At 32.2% G+C, this 21,314-nt stretch carries 17 protein-coding genes; 6 read left to right on the plus strand and 11 right to left on the minus strand.

The window, feature by feature from the left end:
- Positions 1 to 102: 102 nt before the first annotated feature.
- The 3 genes from C8C83_RS15270 to C8C83_RS15280 are packed head-to-tail and all read right to left on the minus strand — an operon-like array spanning position 103 to position 4,201.
- Positions 103 to 2,436, minus strand: coding sequence for a choice-of-anchor L domain-containing protein (locus C8C83_RS15270; protein WP_121329291.1), 2,334 nt, complete (start codon positions 2,434 to 2,436; stop codon positions 103 to 105).
- A 13-nt stretch (positions 2,437 to 2,449) separates the two neighbouring features.
- Positions 2,450 to 3,286 carry an ABC transporter permease gene (locus C8C83_RS15275; protein WP_121329292.1) on the minus strand — a complete coding sequence of 279 codons (837 nt, stop codon included), beginning with the start codon at positions 3,284 to 3,286 and terminating at the stop codon, positions 2,450 to 2,452.
- A gap of 3 nt (positions 3,287 to 3,289) precedes the next feature.
- Positions 3,290 to 4,201 carry an ATP-binding cassette domain-containing protein gene (locus C8C83_RS15280; protein ID WP_121329293.1) on the minus strand — a complete coding sequence of 304 codons (912 nt, stop codon included), beginning with the start codon at positions 4,199 to 4,201 and terminating at the stop codon, positions 3,290 to 3,292.
- Between the two features lie 98 nt (positions 4,202 to 4,299).
- On the opposite strand from C8C83_RS15280, the gene C8C83_RS15285 reads away from it, so the two are divergent.
- Together C8C83_RS15285 and C8C83_RS15290 are read left to right on the plus strand one after the other, a co-directional pair.
- On the plus strand, positions 4,300 to 5,352 hold the full coding sequence (locus C8C83_RS15285; protein ID WP_121329294.1) for a hypothetical protein: 1,053 nt from the start codon (positions 4,300 to 4,302) through the stop codon (positions 5,350 to 5,352).
- A gap of 101 nt (positions 5,353 to 5,453) precedes the next feature.
- Positions 5,454 to 6,314, plus strand: a complete 861-nt coding sequence (locus C8C83_RS15290; protein WP_121330064.1) for a hypothetical protein — start codon at positions 5,454 to 5,456, stop codon at positions 6,312 to 6,314.
- A gap of 143 nt (positions 6,315 to 6,457) precedes the next feature.
- Here the strand turns inward: C8C83_RS15290 and C8C83_RS15295 are convergent, their stop codons facing one another.
- The gene (locus C8C83_RS15295) at positions 6,458 to 10,192 is read right to left on the minus strand and encodes a metallophosphoesterase (protein WP_132011803.1); all 3,735 of its coding nucleotides are present in this window, start codon (positions 10,190 to 10,192) and stop codon (positions 6,458 to 6,460) included.
- A 26-nt stretch (positions 10,193 to 10,218) separates the two neighbouring features.
- Here C8C83_RS15295 and C8C83_RS15300 point away from each other — a divergent pair, with 26 nt between their 5' ends.
- Together C8C83_RS15300 and C8C83_RS15305 are read left to right on the plus strand one after the other, a co-directional pair.
- Positions 10,219 to 11,397, plus strand: coding sequence for a Pycsar system effector family protein (locus tag C8C83_RS15300; protein ID WP_121329295.1), 1,179 nt, complete (start codon positions 10,219 to 10,221; stop codon positions 11,395 to 11,397).
- A 114-nt stretch (positions 11,398 to 11,511) separates the two neighbouring features.
- Positions 11,512 to 12,054, plus strand: a complete 543-nt coding sequence (locus C8C83_RS15305; protein WP_121329296.1) for a hypothetical protein — start codon at positions 11,512 to 11,514, stop codon at positions 12,052 to 12,054.
- A gap of 127 nt (positions 12,055 to 12,181) precedes the next feature.
- Here the strand turns inward: C8C83_RS15305 and C8C83_RS15310 are convergent, their stop codons facing one another.
- On the minus strand, positions 12,182 to 14,551 hold the full coding sequence (locus tag C8C83_RS15310) for a GAF domain-containing protein (RefSeq protein WP_121329297.1): 2,370 nt from the start codon (positions 14,549 to 14,551) through the stop codon (positions 12,182 to 12,184).
- Between the two features lie 229 nt (positions 14,552 to 14,780).
- On the opposite strand from C8C83_RS15310, the gene C8C83_RS15315 reads away from it, so the two are divergent.
- Together C8C83_RS15315 and C8C83_RS15320 are read left to right on the plus strand one after the other, a co-directional pair.
- Positions 14,781 to 15,533, plus strand: coding sequence for a glucose 1-dehydrogenase (locus C8C83_RS15315; RefSeq protein ID WP_121329298.1), 753 nt, complete (start codon positions 14,781 to 14,783; stop codon positions 15,531 to 15,533).
- A 72-nt stretch (positions 15,534 to 15,605) separates the two neighbouring features.
- Complete coding sequence (locus C8C83_RS15320; protein ID WP_121329299.1) at positions 15,606 to 16,187, plus strand: TetR/AcrR family transcriptional regulator; 582 nt, start codon at positions 15,606 to 15,608, stop codon at positions 16,185 to 16,187.
- A gap of 94 nt (positions 16,188 to 16,281) precedes the next feature.
- Here C8C83_RS15320 and C8C83_RS15325 read toward each other — a convergent pair whose 3' ends face one another.
- The 6 genes from C8C83_RS15325 to C8C83_RS15350 form a co-directional block, all read right to left on the minus strand.
- The gene (locus C8C83_RS15325) at positions 16,282 to 16,791 is read right to left on the minus strand and encodes an Rrf2 family transcriptional regulator (protein WP_121329300.1); all 510 of its coding nucleotides are present in this window, start codon (positions 16,789 to 16,791) and stop codon (positions 16,282 to 16,284) included.
- Between the two features lie 36 nt (positions 16,792 to 16,827).
- Positions 16,828 to 18,054 (minus strand): FAD-dependent oxidoreductase, encoded by a 1,227-nt coding sequence (locus tag C8C83_RS15330; protein WP_121329301.1) that lies wholly within the window; start codon positions 18,052 to 18,054, stop codon positions 16,828 to 16,830.
- A gap of 299 nt (positions 18,055 to 18,353) precedes the next feature.
- Positions 18,354 to 19,412, minus strand: coding sequence for a nucleoid-associated protein (locus C8C83_RS15335; RefSeq protein ID WP_099709076.1), 1,059 nt, complete (start codon positions 19,410 to 19,412; stop codon positions 18,354 to 18,356).
- Between the two features lie 43 nt (positions 19,413 to 19,455).
- A complete protein-coding gene (locus tag C8C83_RS15340) occupies positions 19,456 to 19,815 on the minus strand; it encodes a four helix bundle protein (RefSeq protein WP_121329302.1) in 360 nt (119 codons plus the stop codon).
- A gap of 106 nt (positions 19,816 to 19,921) precedes the next feature.
- A complete protein-coding gene (locus C8C83_RS15345) occupies positions 19,922 to 20,464 on the minus strand; it encodes a hypothetical protein (RefSeq protein WP_121329303.1) in 543 nt (180 codons plus the stop codon).
- Between the two features lie 232 nt (positions 20,465 to 20,696).
- A complete protein-coding gene (locus C8C83_RS15350) occupies positions 20,697 to 21,296 on the minus strand; it encodes an HPP family protein (RefSeq protein WP_121329304.1) in 600 nt (199 codons plus the stop codon).
- Between the last annotated feature and the right edge of the window lie 18 nt (positions 21,297 to 21,314).

Below are 21,314 nucleotides of genomic sequence, written 5' to 3' on the forward strand. Positions count from 1 at the left end.
GATATAAAAGTAAAAGCCATTCGATATCGAATGGCTTTTTTTATGCATTGTTAGTTTGTAAAATTGGTTAGCTGAATTTCTTCTTTAATTGAAGTTGGGTAATTATCTTTTTAAGCTAAAATGACCTTTAATAGATTTTCCGTTTACAAGAACTAAGGTAAACCAATAATCATCTGATGGAAGTTGTTGTCCGTTAAAAGTTCCATTCCAACCTGTACTGTTTTGATCCATTTGTTTTAAGAACTTTCCATAGCGATCAAAAATAGATATTTTATAAGCAGGAAGCTGATCGAAATCTTTTACAAGCCATAAATCATTAAATCCGTCTCCATTAGGTGTGAAAAACCTAGGATAATCCAGAACATAAAACAAATAGGTATTAGAGATACCACATCCGTTTTTATCTCTTGCAACGGCATTATATATTCCTGGATTTACGTTTGTAAATGAAGGACTGTCCTGATAGGATATCCTGTCTATTGAGAATTCATAATTTCCGGTTCCTGTATATACTATTGAAACAGAGTTATCACTTCCTGAAAAATCTTTTACAACAACTTCTGTTATTAATGCAGGTTCAGACTCAATTATTTTGAATTTTTTAGTTTTTTCGCAGCCATTTGCATCTTGTACAGTTACAGAATAATCTCCGGGTGTACTCACATCTATTTGATTTGCCATGCTGCCGGTACTCCATAAATAACTGCTAAAAGTAGTTGCAACAGCTAATATTATGTCATCTCCTTTGCATAGAATTTCAGATTCATCCTGAAAGTTAGGCGGATCGAAAGTGTTTACAACAAGTGGGACAGATGTAATGCCATAACAATCTGGTCCGTTGACAATACGAACATAAATTGTCTGATTAAAAGCAGTTGTGTTTTTATAGATATTTGGCAATCTATTGGTATCAGCTAAAGCATTATTTTGAGATGAATAGTAATAGGGAACTAAACCACTTGGTAAACCTGTAAGGACTTGCGGAGTGACCTGAGTGGCAAGATCAAATTGGTAGAATCCATCTAGTTTATTATCATCATCATCGCAAGTTGTAATTGGACTTTGATTTGGAATTGTGGCATTCGAAATTTGTAATGTTACTTCAGCGGTTTCATAACAACCATATTTATTCTCGATTCTGGCAAAAACAATCTGATTGTTTGCTTTATTAGTATAATTTGCAGGAGTTGCTATAGGTTTTGTTTTGTTCTGAGCATCTGCTAATGTTTCGTAATAACCATTGTTTGTAATTTCAACAACATTGTTTTTTACAATATTATCAACTTTTGTTAAGTCAAAAACATTGATTCCGTCCGTATTATCGTCGCATTGAATTAAAGAAGTATTTGTCGATAAAATTTCTGCAGCAAATTCGAGTTTAACTTCTCCGCTTAGTTTACAGAGTGAAGGGGTCAGTGTACATTCAACGCTATAAGTTCCAGATTCTGTTGGATTATACTTTGGGCCGTTTGCGCCATTAATCAACAGTCCGTCTTTGTACCATTTGTAATTATAAGTAGGGGCTAATTTTGTATCTAAAGTTATACTTTGTCCAAAACAAACAGGATCATTGTTTAAGGTTGTCTGATCTGGTCCAAAGTCAATTTTAGACGCAAAACTACCGGCTTGTAAAAAAACTGCTGAATCATAATATTGTTCTTTATCATCGGCAATAACAAGTTTTATATGGTATTTTTTTCCTGCAACTACTTTGGTTTGAGCATTCATTACAACGGTTTGCCCTGCATAATTCACCGGACTCGACGCTGTATTGAATCCATTAAAATAGTGTTCGTTTTCAGCAGGACAACCAGGATATGGATCACCATTACTTGCTGTTCCGGGTTTAATTAGTGGGCGAACATTTGTTGAAGACAGAGGGGTAGTAGTATTAGGTAATACAGCTAAATTTTGATACGGATCGCTTGTTCCTGCTTCTTTAATTAAGAAAGCAAATCCATCGGAATATTGACATGGAAAAAAAGACTGATACTCATTAGAAGCAAAAATATAATTGAAACTTATAAAATCAGTTAAAGGAACAAAATCGAATTCTAAAGATGTAGCATTTATTGAATTAATTCCAAGAATTTGATTTAAATCAGCATCACCTTTCCATTCTGTGCTTCCTCCACCAATGCTGGTAATAAAAGGACCAATAGCATTCTCACTTGTAGAGGTAGTCAAAACAACTCCTTCAGAAAATGGAAAACCACTGCTATTTGAATTAAAATAAGCAAAACTATTTTTCGGCGGAGTAAAAGCATCTCCGCTTCCTGAGGTATTTGTAATAGAAACGCAAGAACTATTAACTAAAATATCGTTAATTAATTCTTGCGGTGTTTTTTGATCATTTACACTTATATATTGTGCGTTTACCTTAGAAGATAAACAACATAAAAACAAAACTGGTAAAAGGCATATATAACGATTCATAGTAGCAAATATACTATAAATCTCGATTTTTCAATAATTTATAAGAAAAGTATGTAAATAAATATGTCCAAACCAAAACAATTAAAATTGAAAGATAGTGTACGCTATAATCTTTAGTGTTTTCAACTCCAATTTGAGTTCCGATACTTCTTATGACATTAAGTCTCGAAATAGGTTCGATAATTAAATTTGACATCGCTTCCAACGGAAGAAATCTCGTAATATAATCAGCTGTATTGCTGTCCGGGAAAATTTTGAAAACCAGAAGACCTTTGATGATTCCTTCGATTATACTCCAAACCAAAAGAAAACCCAAAGCAAAAGCCGAGCGTTTAACCAAAATACCCAGAAATAAACAGAAAGAAAAGAAACCAACCAGTTTTACAAAGAAAGCTAATAGGTAATCTAAATCCATAAAAACAACATCAAGTTCTGTGTAAGATGAAAAGCTAAACCCTAAAATTAGACTCATCACAAAAACAAAAACTGTCGAGCAAAATGCAAAAAGAACTACAGTCAGAAATTTCGATAAAATGAATTCCTTTTTGCTTAAACCGTCAATTAGATTTTGTTTTAAAGTACCATAACTATATTCATTTGCCATCATCGAAACAATAACAATAGCCAGAAAAAGTTTTAGTAATGCTGCAACATAGGTATTAAAATGCCAGATATATGGGAAATTGAAAATACCCATTTCTGCCAAGTGAAATTTAAAAGGACCAATGTCAAATTTTATTGATGCAATTAATGCGATAAACGAAAGTAAAATGAAATAGGTTAGCGTAAGTACTTTACTGGCTTTATTTTTCCAGATTTTTTGTAATTCTATAGATAAAAGTCTTTTCATGGCTTAATTGGTTTTGATAGTGGCGTTTTTGGTTAATTCTAAAAATTGTGCTTCAAGACTGTTTTTACGTTTTACTAAATGGCTTAAAGCGATATTTTTAGAAAATAAATACAAATTCAGCTCAGAAGCTGATAAGTCAGATTTCAGATAAACCAAAATTTTTCCGTCTTCTTCCGTGATTCTCTCCACGGCTTCGTGGTTTTCCAAAACTGATTTTAGAGCTGAATTATCATTCGCCTGAAGTTCAAAGAAACCTTCATTTGCAGACATACTGTCAACAGAACCAGAATATAGAATTTCTCCTTTTCTTAAAACAATTACGTGAGAACATACTTTTTCGACTTCATCTAATAAATGTGAAGCCAATAAAATAGTAGTTCCTTGTGAAGCAATTTTTCTTATAATATCTCGAATCTGATGAATTCCCTGTGGGTCTAAACCATTTGTTGGTTCATCAAGAATCAAAATTTCAGGATCATTCAAAAGTGCAGAAGCTATTGCCAAACGTTGTTTCATTCCTAAAGAAAAAGTGCTGAACTTGCTGTCTTTTCTTTCGCTTAAACCAACAAGATCAAGCTTTTCGTTTATCTTGGAATAATTGATGCTTTTTATTTTACAAACTAATTTCAGGTTTTCTTCCGCTGTCATGTAAGGATAAAAGTTTGGTCTTTCGATAATAGCACCTACTTTTTTCAAGGCATCATGCGTTTGAACTTTTCCGTCAAACCAGCTGTAATTGCCCGAAGTTTTGTTTACAACATTCAAAACAATTCCTAAAGTGGTCGATTTTCCACTTCCGTTTGGGCCCAGAATTCCGTAAACGCGGCCTTTTTGTATTTCAAAAGATACATTTTTTAAGGCCTGAATGCGACCGTATCTTTTATGAAGATTCTCAATAGTAAGTATGGTTTCCAAATTTATTTCGGTTTTAGTTTTAAGTATGACGATTCAATTGGTATATTGTTACGTTAAATTTTATTTAATGTAAATTTGTATTAAAGATATTTAAAAAAATGAGCGAACCTTTAATGGTTTTAAAAAAACCTTCCTATCCTTTAACGCAATCATTATTAAGTTATTTAGAGCGATACGAGCGAATTTCGAAAGTATCAGTATTCTATGATGATTTATTGCGTTTTTCAGGTTCTGTAAATGTGTATGATAAAAATGAAAATGACACACTATGGATTCGGGTTTATTATAGCGAATTTGAAAGAAATGAAATCGATCTGAATCTGAAAAAAATCTATTCGCTTTTGCATTCTGATGGAAATAGTGAGATTATTCAGTTTCTGAATATTGATGCGATTGATTATTGCACTTTCGGAAATTCGAAACCTTTTAGAATCAAAGTTCGAAATATTCTCAATGATAACTATGTGCATTTTTATATTAAAAAAGCAGATGCTTCAAGAATTTACGGTTTAGAATTAGAAGACATTCTTTCGCCAGATAAAATCAACTTTTTAGTTTATAAAGACACACTGATAGAAGAGCATATTATCGGGATTCCGGGTGATGTTTTTATGGATACATTATTGGATAATTGTACAGAAATGGAGAAATCGCAAATCGCAAAAGAATTTGTAAAGTTCAACGAGCGCTGTATGATCAGGCTTCTTGGAGATATGCGTGCGTATAATTATGTAATAGTGCCAATTCACGATTTTGATCAAGTGGTTTACAAAATACGTCCAATTGATTTTGATCAGCAATGTTATGAAGGTAATTTTAAAGTTTATCGCCCACAGTTTTTCAAGGAAAATTATCCGATGATAAAACTCATTAAAGAGAAACTGGAAGAACGTTCCATCATTCAATATAAAGACGAAGAACGAGCGATTCTTGCAAAACGTATTCATTCTGCAGAAAACAGAATAAAGAAATTATTGAATATAATGTGTCACGATACTATTTCGACAGAAGAGCATTTGAATCAACTAAAAATGGAATTATACCGTTATACCAACGATATGAAGTTCAAGAATGCAATATCAATGGGACATATTATGTTTGCTGCATTTGAATTTATAACGCGTAACTTTAAAAATACTAATTTGGTTTAATTTTTAAACCATATAAGTTATAGAAGTCAATTTAAGAAGTTGTTTTTACATGAACTTATATGGCTTAAATGGTTTACATTGAACTTAAACATTTAAAAATTATGAAAAAGTTTTTTTTACTTGGAGTTTCTATTGCTTTATTGGCTTGTCAGCAAGACTCAAATACTGATTTTAAGACACTTTATTCACTTCCTAAAAAGTTAAAAGAAGTTTCAGGAATTACCTATTTTCCGGAGACTAATTTGATTTATACTTTAGAAGACAGCGGAAACGCAAATAAAATCTATGCGATAAATTCAGAAGGAAAATTAAATAAAACCATCACGATTACAAACGCAACAAATGTCGATTGGGAAGACATTACCAAAGATAAAAGCGGTAATATTTATATTGGTGATTTCGGGAATAATGCTAATGAGCGCAAAGATTTATGCATTTATAAAGTCAATAAAAATCAGCTAAGTAAAGATTTGGCTGTAGCCGAATATAAAGTTTCTTTCTCGTATCCGGAACAGACAGAATTTCCTCCAAAGAAAAAAGAGATGTTTTTTGACGTTGAAGGCTTTTTTGAACACGGAAATTACTTTTATCTTTTTACCAAAAACCGAAGCAAAAATTTTGACGGAACGGCTTTTATTTATAAAATTCTAAATGCTCCCGGAACCCAAAAAGCAACGAAAATAGGAGAGTTTAAAACCTGTGATAATTACAATCATTGTGTTCTGACAAGTGCTACAATTAGTCCTGACGGAAAAAAAGTAGTTTTGTTAAGTCACGATAAAATTGTTTTATTCAAAGGTTTCAAAGGAGATTTGTTCCACAAAGGATCTCAAACCGAAATAAAATTAGGTCACTTTTCGCAAAAAGAAGCAATAGTTTTCAAAGACAACAACACATTGCTTATCGCCGATGAAAAAACAAACAAAATAGGAGGGAAGGTTTATGAGTTTAAACTTAAGTAAGGTTCTGAGGTACTAAGATGCTAAGGGTCTAAGAATAAAAAAGTTTGCTACGAATTTCACAAATTTTCACCAATTAATTATTCGTGGAAATTTGTGAAATTCGTGGCAAAAACCTTTGAACCTTTGTCCCTATGCCACTACAGCTAGAAGCTATAAGCTGCTCCAAAAATAACCCTTCCTTTTTCGTCAGGAGATTTAAAATAAGAGATTCTTGCTGTCAAAACGTTGATTGCATTCAGCCAAAGTCCGCCACCATAATCCTGGTGCCATTTTCTGGAACTTTCGCCGTCAAGCCAAATTCTTCCATAATCAAAACCACCTAAAATTCCGTAAGTTAATGGCGCTACAGTGCGCTGAATTTTTCCAATAGTAAAACGTAAATCAGAACTTTGAGAGAAATAAGAACTTCCTAAAAAGCGTTCGTTTCTATAACCTCGCAAGTCTTTGTCACCACCCAAAGTTGCACCTTGATAAAACTCGTAATTGTTATTTAGAAGAGCTTTTCCTTTTAAAAGAGTTGCTAAAACTAATTTTCCGTTATGATCAATTTTATGAGTAAATCCTAAAAGACTTTCCAGCGTTGGGAAGTTTTGTTTAGTATTATCTAAATTAGCCATCCATGTTGCCGAAATCATAAAAGCAACCCCAAGAGTTGGTTTCGCAGCAAAATCAGCATTTTTAAAGGCATATTTTACTTTCATTCCGCCATAAACCTGACTGTCAAAAACAATTGGATTTATAATATTTGGAGTATCTATAAATCTGTTGTCTGTTTCTTCAACTCGCATTTGTTGTAACATTGGCTGAATACTAAATTCACTTCCATAACGCCCAACATGTCTGATGGCTCCCGAAACATTAAACTTTTGAATACGAACACGATTATAATCCATTCCAAAAGTATCGTCGTTATTTTTAGTTTCGTTTCCGTAACCAAAATAATTCATAGCAAAATTTGGAGTTGTGTATTGAGATTCAACATCAATAACCCACTTACCTAATAATCCCGGAAAATGTGCCGCATAATTAAATTCCAAACCTCCGGTTGCAAAATAATAGAAACCGTTTAGAACATGTCTTTGTGTGTAAGGGTTCTGTTTGAAATTATTAACCGTATAATTTAAGTTGAAACCTACTTTTACGCCATCATCAGGATTATATCCAATATTTGGAAGTCCTGAAACTACATTATATTTTGGTTTTTCATAATTATACAAGTTCACATCATAATCATCCGTTAGCTGAGTTCTTGTTTTAGAATCAAGATTGTAAGTGTTGTTTTTTGATTTAAAATCATAAACAATCACTCTTTTTCCGTTTTCGATATTATACGTATCATTATTTTGACCACCAATTAAACGAATTTTAATGCTTGATTTTTTATCTCCAATTACTTGGAAAACATCAGAATCATCTAAACCATAAATCCATAAATTTGAAGTTTTTGCATCTGTAACGGTTTTTGTATATAGTAATTCGTCACCTTCTTTTTTAACCCTGAAAACTTGAATTTCAAGACTTTTCTTTGCATTGTGATTAATGACAAACTTGTCTTTTTTATCTGTTCCGGCAATCATTACCGTATGACTTAAAACATCAAAATAAGTAGAAGCATATTTTTGAAGGTCTTTTTTTCTACTTCTTAGTTTTTGCTTTATATCTTCGATTGTTTCATCCTGAACTTCTTTTGGTAAACTTTTAAAAGCCTCGTCAATGTCTTTATCAGTTAAATTCTCCTGAATGAATTTTGCCTGAGCAATCCAGTCTTTTTCATCTGCAGTTTTTAAGAACGCCAAATCCATAGGATAAGGTTCTCTGTTAATCCATTTTACGTTGTCGATTTTATTTTTAAAGGTTCTCATATGACGAAGCGCCGGAATATTCATTAAAAGAGAAAGCAAAGTCCCGTCATACTTGGCAAAAGCCTGATCACGATCACGCGGAATTGGTTTGTAAATAACTTTGTCTCCAATTTTATGTTCAGCCCAACGCCATTGATCACTATGTCTGTCCCAATCGCCAATAAGCATATCAAATAAACGTGCTTTTATGTATTCTTTTTCATCCACGCTATATTTTTCGTCCTTATGAAGATTTTTCATCATATCGTCCGTACTAATAATATTAGTTGGATTTCCGAAGTTTTTGGCATCCAAATGATTATCAGCTGGTCTTTCTTCGACCATATATAATCCATCTCCAAAATTCGAATTAAATTCACCCAAAGCGTTTTGTTTCGGGATATAATATAAGATTGGGTTTGTATGCAAAATCCCTAATTTATCCGCCATATTACCAACTGCAAAAGGAGTATAAGGATGACAAGTGGTATAAAAGTCAAGAAGGAAATTTTCGGCATAAGTATCTTCAAAATCATTCACAATGTATTGATCTTTAAACGCAACAGATTGCAAAAATGCAGTGGCGCTTTTTTTCAAAGCTCTCATTACATATTCCCTTCCTTTAGGATCAGACATTCGCAATGAAACAGATTGATGTCCTCCGCCTTCGCGAATTGGTTTTAAACCGCCCATTAAAGTGTCAAGAGTTGCGGTTTTGGCTTCGATTGGTAAGCTGTAATATTTTCGATAATGATTTCCAAATAAAAATTTATGAACTAAACTCTTTTGAGTCATTTTCTCTGAATAAATAGAAGTCGTAATCTTTGGCGGGAAATCATTAGAAGGATTTGGTTTCCAGTTAAATTCTTTTGCTTTTATAATTTCATGTTCAAAAAGCTCTTTTTCCTTATTGTTTTCATTTCCAAAGAAAGTCACTTTTGCATCACCACTTTTAAATAAAGTAAGCGTTGCATAACCATTTCCTCCGTAAGAGAATTCAGTTGGATTTATGGCTCTTGCGGCTTCAGATTTTGATCCGGCGCCACTAATAATTTGCTTGATATTTTCTTTGTTAACGTACTGTAAGTTATGATCGTGTCCGGAAACTACAATTACATTTTTCTGAGCCTGTAAAAGCGTTTTAATTCTCTTGGCATAAATTGTATATTGTTTATTTTGAATATCCTGCGGACTTGCACCGGAAGTTTTTCGCAATAAATTAATAATAGAACCAATTACCGGCAACGGAATTTTTTGTTCTAATGGAAACAATTGTTTTTCTAAAGAATATTGACCGCCGTGAGATCCGTTGCTCATCAAAGGATGATGAATGGCGATAACAACCGTTTTTTCCTGATTTTTATTTAAAATACTTTCCAGTTCAGTAAAAAAATCTTCTCTGGTTTTAATGTCGCAATTATCGTTTATCGTTGGATGATTGTCCCAATCTTCCAGAAACCATTCACTATCAATGGTAACCAAAGTTGCTGTGCTGTCAATTTTCACATCTTCGATTGGACAGCTTTTGCGAGGTAAAAAGGCTTTTTTGTCATTAAGATATTTAGTCACAAAATCAGCCTGACGTTCCAGACCTTTTATACCATTGTACCAATCGTGATTTCCGGGAATAAAAATCGTTTTTCCTTTAAAACCTTCTGTCAATTTTAATTGATTTTTAAGCTTCGTTTCGGCCAAAGCTTTCTCAGAAGCATTGTCATTTGCAGGAAAACCTTTAGGATAAATATTATCTCCTAAAAATAATAAAGTTGCTTTTTTATTTGATTTTTTTAGCTTCTGGTGCAATAGTTCAAGCGTTTGCTGCGCTTGCTCTTCATCAGCATTTCCTGCATCGCCAACTAAATAAAAAGTGTGTGCAATTTTTATGGTATCAGTTGCGTTTTCCGTTTGGTTTGCACTAACATTTTTTCCATATTGCGCTTTATGCGTTGCGCAGGAGTAAACAAGTAACAATACAACTATTGCTATAGAACAAGTTTTAATCTTAGTAATAAAATGATTATCCAAAAACAATTTCATAATTTAGTGGTGTAAAAATATTCTTTATGAATCTAATAGAACAATCCGAAGACTTCGTCAGTAATTTACTCAAAGATAAACTTTCTAATCTATATTCTTATCATAATTTTAACCATACTTTAACGGTTGTAAATGCTGTAAAAGAGCTTTGTAAAAAAGAAGAAGTTAAAGGAGACGATAAAGAACTTCTTTTAATTGCTGCGTGGTTTCACGATACAGGTTACATTGAAGGATATGAAAATCATGAACAGGAAAGTGTTAAAATTGCTTCGGCTTTTTTGGAAGAAAAAGAACAATCTGAAGAATTTATAGCAACTGTTTCCAGTTTAATTATGGCAACGGTCAAGGAATATATCCCCAAAACTCATTTAGAAAAAATAATAAAAGATGCTGATTTCGCTCATTTAATGGGAACCGAATATGCAACAACTTGCGAATTATTACGCATTGAATTGAAAAACACCTGGAATTTAAATTTTACTAATGCCGAATGGGCAAAAGAAAATTTGAATTTTCTGATGAATAAACATCGATTCTATACGGATTATGCGCAAAAAAAATGGCAGCCATTAAAAGAGAAAAACCTTCTTTTGGTTCAAAAGAAAATTGAAAAGCAAGAAAAGAAAGAAGCTGATAAAATCGAAGCCGAAAATAAAAAGAAAGACAAAATAGAAAAACCGGATCGTGGTGTTGATACTTTATTTCGTGTTACTTTAGGAAATCATACTCGCTTAAGCGGAATTGCTGATAGTAAAGCCAATATTTTATTGTCTGTAAATGCGATTATTATTTCGATTGCACTTTCATCGATTATCCCAAAATTAGACAGTCCGAAGAATGCTCATTTAGTGATTCCTACTTTTATAATGTTGATGTCGAGCGTAATTACTATTATTTTTGCTATTCTTTCTACACGTCCAAAAGTAACATCGGGATTTTTTACGCGTGATGATGTAGAGGCAAAAAAAGTGAATTTGATGTTTTTTGGAAATTTCTATAAAATGCCTCTTGAGGATTACGATTGGGCAATGAACGAAATGATGAAAGATCGCGATTACTTGTATTCGACAATGATTAAGGATTTGTATTACCTCGGTTTAGTACTTCAAAGAAAATACAATTTACTGCGAATTGCCTACAACTTTTTCATGTTTGGATTAATTATTACGGTAATAGCTTTTGTAATCGCTTTTAAATCAATTTAATCTATAATTATAATTAAATACAAAGATAGATCGTTATTGAAAACAGTGCTAAAAGCGTTTCACTCATCTAAAAACAAATAGTTATGTGTTGCCAGCAATTTAAAAATAACAATTGTGAAAATAAGAATATCAATATTTTTAATAACAATCACTTCTATATTTTTTTATAGTTGTAAAGAAGGCATTAAAGAACCTAAATTAGAATATAATAACAAAGCAAATGAACTAATTGAACAGTTGATTTCAGAAGAAAATTGTAATTGTGTTTTAGAAATACCAAAAGAAAATATTGTAGAAATTGAAATGCTTGAAAATTCAACTTTAAATATAGAAAAAGATTATATTAAAAAACTTTCGCTTAAAGATAAAAACGAACTTGATAGTTTAATTAAAATTTCTGAAGGTTTTGAATTAGACAAAAATTATGTAACAACTAAAAAGATAAAATTAATCAAAAGAGATTCTTCGTTTAGAACTTTATCTAAAGACATAATATTTAATACCAAAACTTGTAGAAAAGGAGTATTATATTTTGTAAAACCGATTTTCAATAAAAAATTTAATTTAGCAATAATAAAATATGGAAAGAGTGGTATTTGTTGTGACTTAGGAAGAAATTTTTTTGAATATAAAAACCATAAATGGGAAAGAAAATAAATTACTGGTAATAGTCGTTTGTCTAATGACATTGTTTGGCTGAATTTAATCGGCGAAAATCCGTTTAATCCGTCTAATCTGCGGGCTATTTATCTAGGACATGAATATAAAAAAATAAGCTCAACTATTAGTTGAGCTCATCTAGTAAATCCTGATAGGTAATTTTCTTCGCCGCCGGATTAGCCGTATTATTGATAACTTTTACACGAATCGCTCTCAAACCAGAAACTCCCTGAAGATCTTCAACCTCAAATTGTTCGATCGCAGGTTCCAGTATTTTCTTGTGCTGCAAGTATTTGATATATTTTAAATATTCTGCTTCTTCACTATTTTGAGAATACACAATCGTGATTTTTTCTTTCTCTGTAATACGATCTTTTGTGCCTTTAATATTCGATTTATCGATACGTTTTTTTACCACTTCATATCTGGCATTGTAAGTTCCGTCAACATCAAAACGTTTTTCATCCATTCTAAAACGAATAGAAAGCGGCGCACTAAAAACTAAAATCAAAGAAGTCACATCCAATTCATACGGAAGAGATTCTTTTAGCTGATGATGTTCCAGTTCCATTTCGCATAAAGTCTGCAATTGCCACAAACGTAAATTGTGCAAATACATAATGTCAAACGGTTTTGTTGGCGCAATAGACGCACCAATATAGAGATTATGCTCAACGCCATCAGTTTTGAAACGCTCGTAATAATGCGGATAAATCTGTTGTGCCTCAATTTGTTTTTTATCCAGAACCGAAGCTAGTTTTTTATTGATAATAGACATTGCATTATCAAACTTCTTTCTTTCCTTATAAAACAAACCCGTTTTTTCGTCCAGACTTTCAAAATACTCACGTTCCAGTTTTTCGCTTTTCTCCGTTTCTTTCGTGTTTTTCAAAAGCGGATGAATTTCTTCTTCGATATAACGCTGAATATGTTGTTCAGTATCAGCTTTAAGCGGAAAATCTAATTCCTCGCGAAACGATTCCAATTCAAACTTTCTTTGTTCCAATAATACCAAATTAGTATTAGGATCCAGAGATTCAAAAATCTCTAAAATAGCAGATAATTGATTTTTAAGATCTCGTTTAACCGTTTCGTTTCTGTGTTCAGACGAACTTTTAATATCAATTTGTCCATATAACGGATATACATTTTTGAAGACAATTTCCTTAAAAATATAATCTTTCGTATGATTTATGTTCTGAAAATAATTTTGAGATTCTTTTTTAAATTTCCAATATACACTTGGGTGAATCGTCGTGTATTCTCTTTGTATAATCGCTTCAATCTGATGTTGCATATCAGTATTGTAGCGATCAATCGTGTCTGTCAAATACGGAAGAACCAATTCGAGTTTTGTTGCGTTTACCGTATTTAAATCTCTGGCGTGCGGAGAAACTAATTCTACAACGCCCAATAAATGTCCGTCTTTTATAACCGGAGCAAAAACGCAACTGTGAACGCCTTGTTTCAATAAATGTTCTCCAAGTTTCTTGTTTGCTCCTTCTTCAATGAATTTTTGAACATTAGAAATTACCAAAGGTTCTTTATTGTCTAATAATTTTTCGAATGTACATCCAAAAAAAGCATTCTTACAATCTAATTCCTGATCTTTTGAAAGTAGAAAACTTTGCAATTGAGTATCAAATTTTATAGGTCTGATGAATTTTTCTTCTTCAGGATTATAGACAATGAAACCAACTTTTAAATCCGGAATTTTAAAAATAGATTTAAAAATGCTAGATACAATTTCGTTCGTTGGACCACCTTTTGAATCCGGTTTTAGTAAATTACTTTTTAAGTTCGAAATGGCACTTTCTGTAGTAGCATCAAACAAAGAAACAATTCCGAAACCTTTCAAAGTCCAGCTTCCTTTTGGGAATTTAGATTTCCAAAGTTCAATATCGCCGTAATTGTCCATTAACAAATCAATATCTTCCTGAGTTAAATGTACCGAATTTTCTGTTGGAATAATTTCCATGAAGTCAGCATTGTACAAGATGCGATAATGTTTTTCAACACCGTTTTCATCCGGAATATCGTAGAAAAAGGGTTTGTTGAAATCTATTTTTTGTTTGTAATAAACGCCTAAAATTAAACAACAGTTATTGATATAGAATTGGTGATCGTCAAAATCACGAATTTCCATATCAAATTCAGATCCTGCATTGCTCAGAATCTTTTTGAAACGTTCTGTATAATTGAAAGATAAATTCTGAAAAGGAATTGTAATTGCTTTTATTTCATTGTGCGTTAAAGCAGTAGGAAACAAATCCGCCAATAGATTTTTAATTAAAGCTTCATTATCCTTAATAGTAGAATATTCCTTAATACCTGTTCTTAATTCAGGAAAAGGTTTTATTTGCTCCAGTATGGCTTTGGCGTAGTTTGCTCTGTAATCAACATCTGATAAAGCAATTTCTTCAAATGATTCAATTAGCTTATGAAATGATATGATAGTTTTGAAAGGACTTTCGTTGTATAAATGAATATCCATCTGTGTATAGTTTAGAGATGCAAAATTAAGCAAATATTAAGAATGTTAGCCAATTTATTATTTGTTTCCTTTATGATAGTATAGATATAAACCCTTGTAAATAGGAAGGTTTGAAAGTGAATTTTTAATTTAACTAAATTTTAACATTAACAATAACGGAACGATCGTTCCGTTATTATATCTTTGTACCATAATAATTGAATAATCAATAACTTAATAAATAAACAAAATGAAAAATTTAGAAAACAAAGTAGCAATTGTAACTGGTGGAAATAGTGGAATTGGTTACGCAGCTGCAGCTGATTTAGTAGCAAAAGGTGCAAAAGTAATTGTAACAGGAAGAAACAAAGAAGCTTTGGCTAAAGCCGAAAAAGAATTGAATGTAACCGGAATTGTTGCAGATCAATCAGATTTAAAATCTATTGATAGTTTAGTAGAACAAGTAAAAGCACAATTCGGGAAAGTTGATATTTTATTCTTAAACGCAGGAATTGCAGCTTTTGCTCCGGTAGATTTAGCTTCAGAAGATCATTACGATAGTATTATGAATGTGAATGTAAAAGGAGTTTATTTTACAGTTCAAAAAGTATTACCAATCTTAAATGATGGAGGTTCTATAATCTTCAATACTTCAATTAATGCTCATGTTGGTATGCCAAATTCTAGTGTTTATGCCGCAAGTAAAGCAGCAGTATTATCTTTAAACAAAGTATTTGCAACAGAATTAGCTCCAAGAAAAATTAGAGTAAACGCCGTTTCTCCCGGACCTGTTGAAACTCCGCTTTATGGAAAATTAGGTTTAGAAAAAGAAGAAGTAGAAGGTTTTGGAGCAGTTTTAGGAGACAAAATTCCATTGAAACGTTTTGGACAAGCTTCAGAAATTGCAAAAACAGTTAGTTTCCTTGCTTCAGATGACGCATCATTTATAACTGGAGCAGAAATTGTAATTGATGGTGGATTAACTGTTAATGCTGTAGTTTAATTTTTTTTGCTAAAATTCAGGAACGATTGTTCCGTTTTTGTACCTTTGTAAAGTTAACAGAATTTAGAAATCATGGCTAGAACGAAAGAATTTAATGAAGATCAGGCTTTGGATAAAGCAATAGAAATTTTTTGGCATAAAGGTTATAACGGAACTTCGGCTCAGGATTTAGTAACACATTTAGGTTTAAGCCGTTCGAGTTTGTATGATACTTTTGGCGATAAGCAGAAACTTTTTGCTCAGTCTTTACAACGTTATCAGAAAAATGCCCAGGATCAAATCGTAAAACTTTTTGATGAATCGGAAAATATAAAAGAGACTTTGCGTGATATTTTTAAACAAGCTGTTATAGAAAGCCTTGAAGATCGAATTACAAAAGGATGTTTTATGGTAAATTCTTCGGTGGAATTGGCAATGCATGATGAAGAAATTGCCAAAATTGTAAAAAATAACAGCCAGATAATGGAAGAAGTTTTTACAAAAGCCGTTCAGAAAGGGCAGGAGTCAGGTCATATTTCAAAAACGCTTGATGCGAAAGTTTTAGCACGATTTATTTTTAATAATTACTCCGGAATCAGAGTTTTGGCAAGAACCGGAGAAAGAGACAAACAAGTCTACGATGATATTGTAAAAGCAATGTTTTCAGTACTCTAAATTGCTAATTAAGAAAAGAATATAAAAAATCCCATTCATATTTATGCGAATGGGATTTTGGTTTTTGAGACTTTTATGCTAATGATGAGTTTTTTTATTTACTGTCAAAAACATTTAATTTAAACCAATCTTGGGTTTTATCAATCATTTCTTGTCCATATTGTTTACGAATAGTATCATAAACCCATTGAAGATTTTTCTCTTTTAAAGTCTCTTTTATCTTGTTTTCCGCCTCGATCATTACCAAATGTATGGCGCAATAATTGTTTTCTTTCCAGGGAAGATTTTTTTTATCTACCAATACACAGTTGTCTCTGATGTTGTTGCATTCAAAAAACGAAATTTCTCCTTCAACAGCAAGAACAATATCTAAAAATGTGATTTCATCAGGTAATTTGGAAAGTGTATATCCACCTTTTACTCCAATATTTGATTTCACAATTCCTGCTTTTTTTAATTTAGTAAAAGCTTTGGCTAGATAAGTTTCGGATATATTCTGAAAATTCGCCAAATCCTTTACAGTTATTTTATTTTCTTTTGGATTGTCAATCAAATACACCAAAGAATGTATCGCATATTCTACATTTTTTCCTAAAGTTGACATAGTAATGATTTAGTTAGTTTTATGAAGTTTATAATTTTAAACAGCGTTTTGGCTAACATTTGGAACCTCAGGAAAAGAATCTTTCAGTGCAGTTTCAACGTCTTCTGCAGGATAAATTAGCTTTGTAGTAACTTCCATTTTTATATTCTTTCCTTCAATTCCGCTAAAAGCTAATGTGCGTTCCCATCCGGTTGTTAGCATACCATCTTCCTGACCTAAATCTACACACGTTACATAATCTGTGTAATTGTAAGGTTTTAAAGGTTGCGAAAACAAGCTGTTTACAGCATTATGTCCAGCCCATTTTCCTAAGAACATGGAGAATTGACAAGCCATAAGCGAATTATTACCTTCATCATCAATAGGAATATTAGCAACATCTCCAGCTGCGATTACATTGTCATATTCTTCTAACTGAAGATATTTATTTACATGAAGACGTCCCAGTTTATCTTTTTCTCCTTTAAAGAAATTACAAAGCGAACTTGCAACTAATCCAACAGTCGAAATAACTGTTTGCGAAGGAATAAATGTACCATCACTTAGGGTTGCTCCATTGGAAGTCACGCCAGCCAATGAAACTCCTGTTGCAATAGTAACGTCTTTCGATTCTAATGTTTTTATAACGTAATCCTGCGCTTCAGCTGAATAATAGTTTCCTACTTTATCAGCTTTTTCGATAAGTACTACTTTAAAATCAATTGGTTTCTGATCCTGTTCCCTTAATATTTTCAAGGCTTTTTCTTTAATAACAGTCACTACTTCAAGGCCTGTTAATCCGCTTCCGGCAACGACAAAAGTTGTAGCGCCATCGCCATCAAATTTTTTACTTGCTAATTGCGATAAATGATCTTCAAGTCTTTGAGCGCCATTGAATGTGTCGACATTAAAAGTGTTTTCGATTCCCGGAATGTTTATCGCTTTTAAAACACTTCCCGAAGATAAAATTAGGTAATCGTAGTTCAAAATTCTTGAACCATGATTTGTCGCAACCGTTACGAGATTTTGTTCCGGATCGATAATTTCTGCTTTACCAATGATGAATTTAATATTTAATGGCTTGAAATATTTTTTTAATTCAACTCTTAACCCTTCTAATGAAACTTCATATAATCTTGGACGAATCGTTAGATATTCATCCATATTCACTAAAGTCACCTCAAGTTCATTTTCCTTTTGTAATTCACGACTTTGTCTAATAGCGCTTAAAGCACTCCAAAAACCTGCGAATCCTCCGCCGATAATTAATAATTGTTTTTTCATTTTATTTATAGATAATTACGATAATAATTGTCGCAAATTAAAGCATAATAATCTTACAAAATAAGTTTATTCTTATATTTTTAAATTATTAATTTTAAAAATATAGCTAAATACCTATAAATTAATGAAAAGGAAATTGAAAAAAATGAAAGATTTTGATTGTCTATTTTGAGAAAAGGGTTTGAAATTGATTTTTTAGATTAAAGTTCTAAGATTTTAGAGCAATAAAAAAACGGCAATTACAAATAAATGTAGTTGCCGTTTTTTGTTTTAAGTAAGTAATAGAAAATGAATAACTCTTAGCTTTTTTCTTCTTTATTGAAATAAACTAAGTAGTAATACATTTGTTTTTCTTCATCCCAGCCTTTTTCAACAAATTTTTCTGCGCTTTCAGGATTGATAAAATCCATTTTAATCTGAATATGAGTATCTAGATTAATAACGTTTTTAATCGATTTTCTTGCGTCAGAAACTGCTGCGTTGGCAATAGGGAATGAGGTTACATCTTCGATGCTGTATTTTTCTCCTTTATCAACTTTATAGTTTTTGAATTCAGGAATTAAGTCTGGATTGTCTAATACTTCATTCAGGAAATTTTGCTCTTCAAACTGATCGTTTTTAGCGAAATAATTCACAGAACGGTTCATGAACATTACTTCTTCTTTTTTGTCTTCTGCAGGTAAAACAACATCTTTAGCAAAGTTTTGACAGAATTTCAAGTATTTTTTAGTGATGAAGTTTTCATCTTCAAAAGCATCAACTGATAAAAAGTGCTCTAACCAATAACGCGCGTCATAACGGTTGCTATCTACAGTTAGAATTTTGTATCCTTCTTCTTTTTTGTAGTTAAAAATCAAACAGCCTTTATCTAATTTGCTTAGGTTGATACCTTGTTGCAAGATCATTTCAAGATTACTGTTTTTCTCTTCAAATTGTAAAAAGTCAGCTTGTAACTCACTTTTAAAAATCCCGATTGCGTCAACAACATTATTGTCAATACTTAGATTTGTTAAATAAGTTACATAAACCTCTCCGTTTTTAATGTGCGGATGATTTGATTGCTCGAATAAATGTGTCGTGATTCTTTTTGAAACCTCCTGTAAATTGCCCGGATTATTAAAAATCTCAGTAGCATATTTAAACATGTCGTTATAATCCAAATCGACTTCGTGCGCAAACTGATAATAGTTTTCTTCTTTCTCTCTAAAAGGCTTAAAAAAGTATTCTTTTATCAAAGGCACAATTTCATCATTTAGATTAAATGGTTGTTCTGATAAAAAAATCGCTTCGTTCCTGCTTTTATTTCCTACGCGGTGTATCGCAAGCGTCTCGATGTGGGTGTTGAAAAGGTTGATCATATTTAAAGGTGCTGAGGTTCTGAGTTGCTAAGGTTCTGAGGTTTTAGTTTCTATCTTTAATTTTCTTTATAAATGAAACTAACATTCTCTCTACTTCTCGACTGTCCTCATATAAATTATTAAATTCTTGTTCGTTAAGATAGGTTATATTTTTTGCAATTTCTAATTGAGTCTGCATTTCAAATAAAGAACCTACTGAAATATTTAAAAAGCGTAAAAAATCTTTGTCACTTTCTCGTCCGGAACCTTCAGCAATATTGCTTGAAATTGAAACGGAACTACGTCTTATCTGTGACGTTAATCCGAAGATTTCTTCTTTTGGAAATTTGTTTGTTGAAAAATAGATTTTAGTAATCAAGCTCATTGATTTCTGCCAGATTAAAAGTTTTCGAAAATCACTCATTTTTATTTTTATTTAATCTGATAAAATTAATAAAAAAAAATAAGATAAATCCTTCAAAATAAAAACTTAGAACCTTAGCAACTCAGAACCTAAGAACCTCAAAAAATTAATTCCAGTTCTCCTCAAATCCATAATCTTCAAAGCTATCGTCTCCTTCGAACATGTCAAGATCGTCTTCGTCTAAGTCGTCTTCAAATTCTCCGTAAATGTCATTGTGCATATCATCTGCTTCGAAGTTTTTTTCTAATGCTTCATCAGGCATTTCTCCGTGTGAGAATAAAGTTTCAGGGTAAGGAGCTCCTGCAATTTGATCTTCAATAGCGGCAAGTTCAACTAAGAAAGTCCACATATTAATGAAATCGTACACGTAGATGATTTTGGTATTTTCTTTATCCAGGATAGAAGACAATGGATAATCGCCCATAGTTCGTTGCTCACCGGGAACATCGCCAGTATCAAAAAGTGGAATTTCATCTTCCTGATTCCAAGTTTCATCGCAGGTATAAAACGAAGCTACTTCCATTCCGTCAAAACCAAAAGCGTTGAAGATAGCATTGTGTAAATCCTCAAGAGTATCGTCTTCAAGAATAGCAATGTCTCTAAAAATATCTTCTTCGGCGTCTAGAATTACTCTAAATTTATAAACCATAATCTTTGTTTTTATTGAAAGGTCAAAGGTAAAATATAAAAAACGAAATACGAATTGTGATTTACGATTTGTTGAAAAGATTTTTATTTATCGGGATGAGAGGAGTCGTTGTCTAATTAACAAACTTTTCGGCTAGTTTGTCATTGCGAGGAACGAAGCAACCACACTAGAAAGAAATGCAAAATGATTCAGCAAGTGAGATTGCTTCGTTCCTCGCAATGACAAGGCAAAATCACCTCCCAATCAATCTTTTTCTAATCTTATGATAACGTTTATGATAAGTACTATGACTAGGATAACTTCTGGTTGAAGTCATATTATTAAAAATTAAAGCAGTAAGAAGTAAAATCAAAGTCCCCACTAAAACCGGTGATATCACATACAAATATCCTAGAGCTTTTACTTTTTCTGTGCCAATAACCGCAATTAATGCCGTTGCGCCTCCCGGCGGGTGAAGTGTTTTTGTGATTTGCATAGCAATTATAGCAAACGAAACTGCTAATGGCGCCGCGATCCATATAATATCCGGTGCAAGTTTATGAACTGTAACCCCTATAAAAGCAGAAATTACGTGTCCACCAACTAAATTTCTTGGTTGCGAAAACGGACTTTGGATAATTCCATAAACTAATACACTCGAAGCTCCAAAAGAACCAATTAAATACACCGCGTCATTTCCTGAAAAATGAATGGACTGTACATAAGCGAGAATTCCAATTCCAACAAACGAACCTATAAACGACCAAAAATGTTCTTTAGAGTCTATTAAAGTTTCTTTATAAAGAATATATCGTGTTTTGCGGTAGCTTCTTTTAATTTTAGGAGTGGGCATAATGTAATGTGGTATTTT

The organism is Flavobacterium sp. 90, from assembly GCF_004339525.1.
Classification (GTDB): Bacteria; Bacteroidota; Bacteroidia; order Flavobacteriales; family Flavobacteriaceae; genus Flavobacterium.

What these genes read in the sequence shown, in the direction of transcription:
- C8C83_RS15270 (WP_121329291.1), bottom strand. Translation starts at nt 2,436, where the DNA reads ATGAATCGTTATATATGCCTTTTACCAGTTTTGTTTTTATGTTGTTTA.
- C8C83_RS15275 (WP_121329292.1), bottom strand. Translation starts at nt 3,286, where the DNA reads ATGAAAAGACTTTTATCTATAGAATTACAAAAAATCTGGAAAAATAAA.
- C8C83_RS15285 (WP_121329294.1), top strand. Translation starts at nt 4,300, where the DNA reads ATGAGCGAACCTTTAATGGTTTTAAAAAAACCTTCCTATCCTTTAACG.
- C8C83_RS15290 (WP_121330064.1), top strand. Translation starts at nt 5,454, where the DNA reads ATGAAAAAGTTTTTTTTACTTGGAGTTTCTATTGCTTTATTGGCTTGT.
- C8C83_RS15295 (WP_132011803.1), bottom strand. Translation starts at nt 10,192, where the DNA reads ATGAAATTGTTTTTGGATAATCATTTTATTACTAAGATTAAAACTTGT.
- C8C83_RS15300 (WP_121329295.1), top strand. Translation starts at nt 10,219, where the DNA reads ATGAATCTAATAGAACAATCCGAAGACTTCGTCAGTAATTTACTCAAA.
- C8C83_RS15310 (WP_121329297.1), bottom strand. Translation starts at nt 14,551, where the DNA reads ATGGATATTCATTTATACAACGAAAGTCCTTTCAAAACTATCATATCA.
- C8C83_RS15315 (WP_121329298.1), top strand. Translation starts at nt 14,781, where the DNA reads ATGAAAAATTTAGAAAACAAAGTAGCAATTGTAACTGGTGGAAATAGT.
- C8C83_RS15320 (WP_121329299.1), top strand. Translation starts at nt 15,606, where the DNA reads ATGGCTAGAACGAAAGAATTTAATGAAGATCAGGCTTTGGATAAAGCA.
- C8C83_RS15325 (WP_121329300.1), bottom strand. Translation starts at nt 16,791, where the DNA reads ATGTCAACTTTAGGAAAAAATGTAGAATATGCGATACATTCTTTGGTG.
- C8C83_RS15330 (WP_121329301.1), bottom strand. Translation starts at nt 18,054, where the DNA reads ATGAAAAAACAATTATTAATTATCGGCGGAGGATTCGCAGGTTTTTGG.
- C8C83_RS15335 (WP_099709076.1), bottom strand. Translation starts at nt 19,412, where the DNA reads ATGATCAACCTTTTCAACACCCACATCGAGACGCTTGCGATACACCGC.
- C8C83_RS15340 (WP_121329302.1), bottom strand. Translation starts at nt 19,815, where the DNA reads ATGAGTGATTTTCGAAAACTTTTAATCTGGCAGAAATCAATGAGCTTG.
- C8C83_RS15345 (WP_121329303.1), bottom strand. Translation starts at nt 20,464, where the DNA reads ATGGTTTATAAATTTAGAGTAATTCTAGACGCCGAAGAAGATATTTTT.
- C8C83_RS15350 (WP_121329304.1), bottom strand. Translation starts at nt 21,296, where the DNA reads ATGCCCACTCCTAAAATTAAAAGAAGCTACCGCAAAACACGATATATT.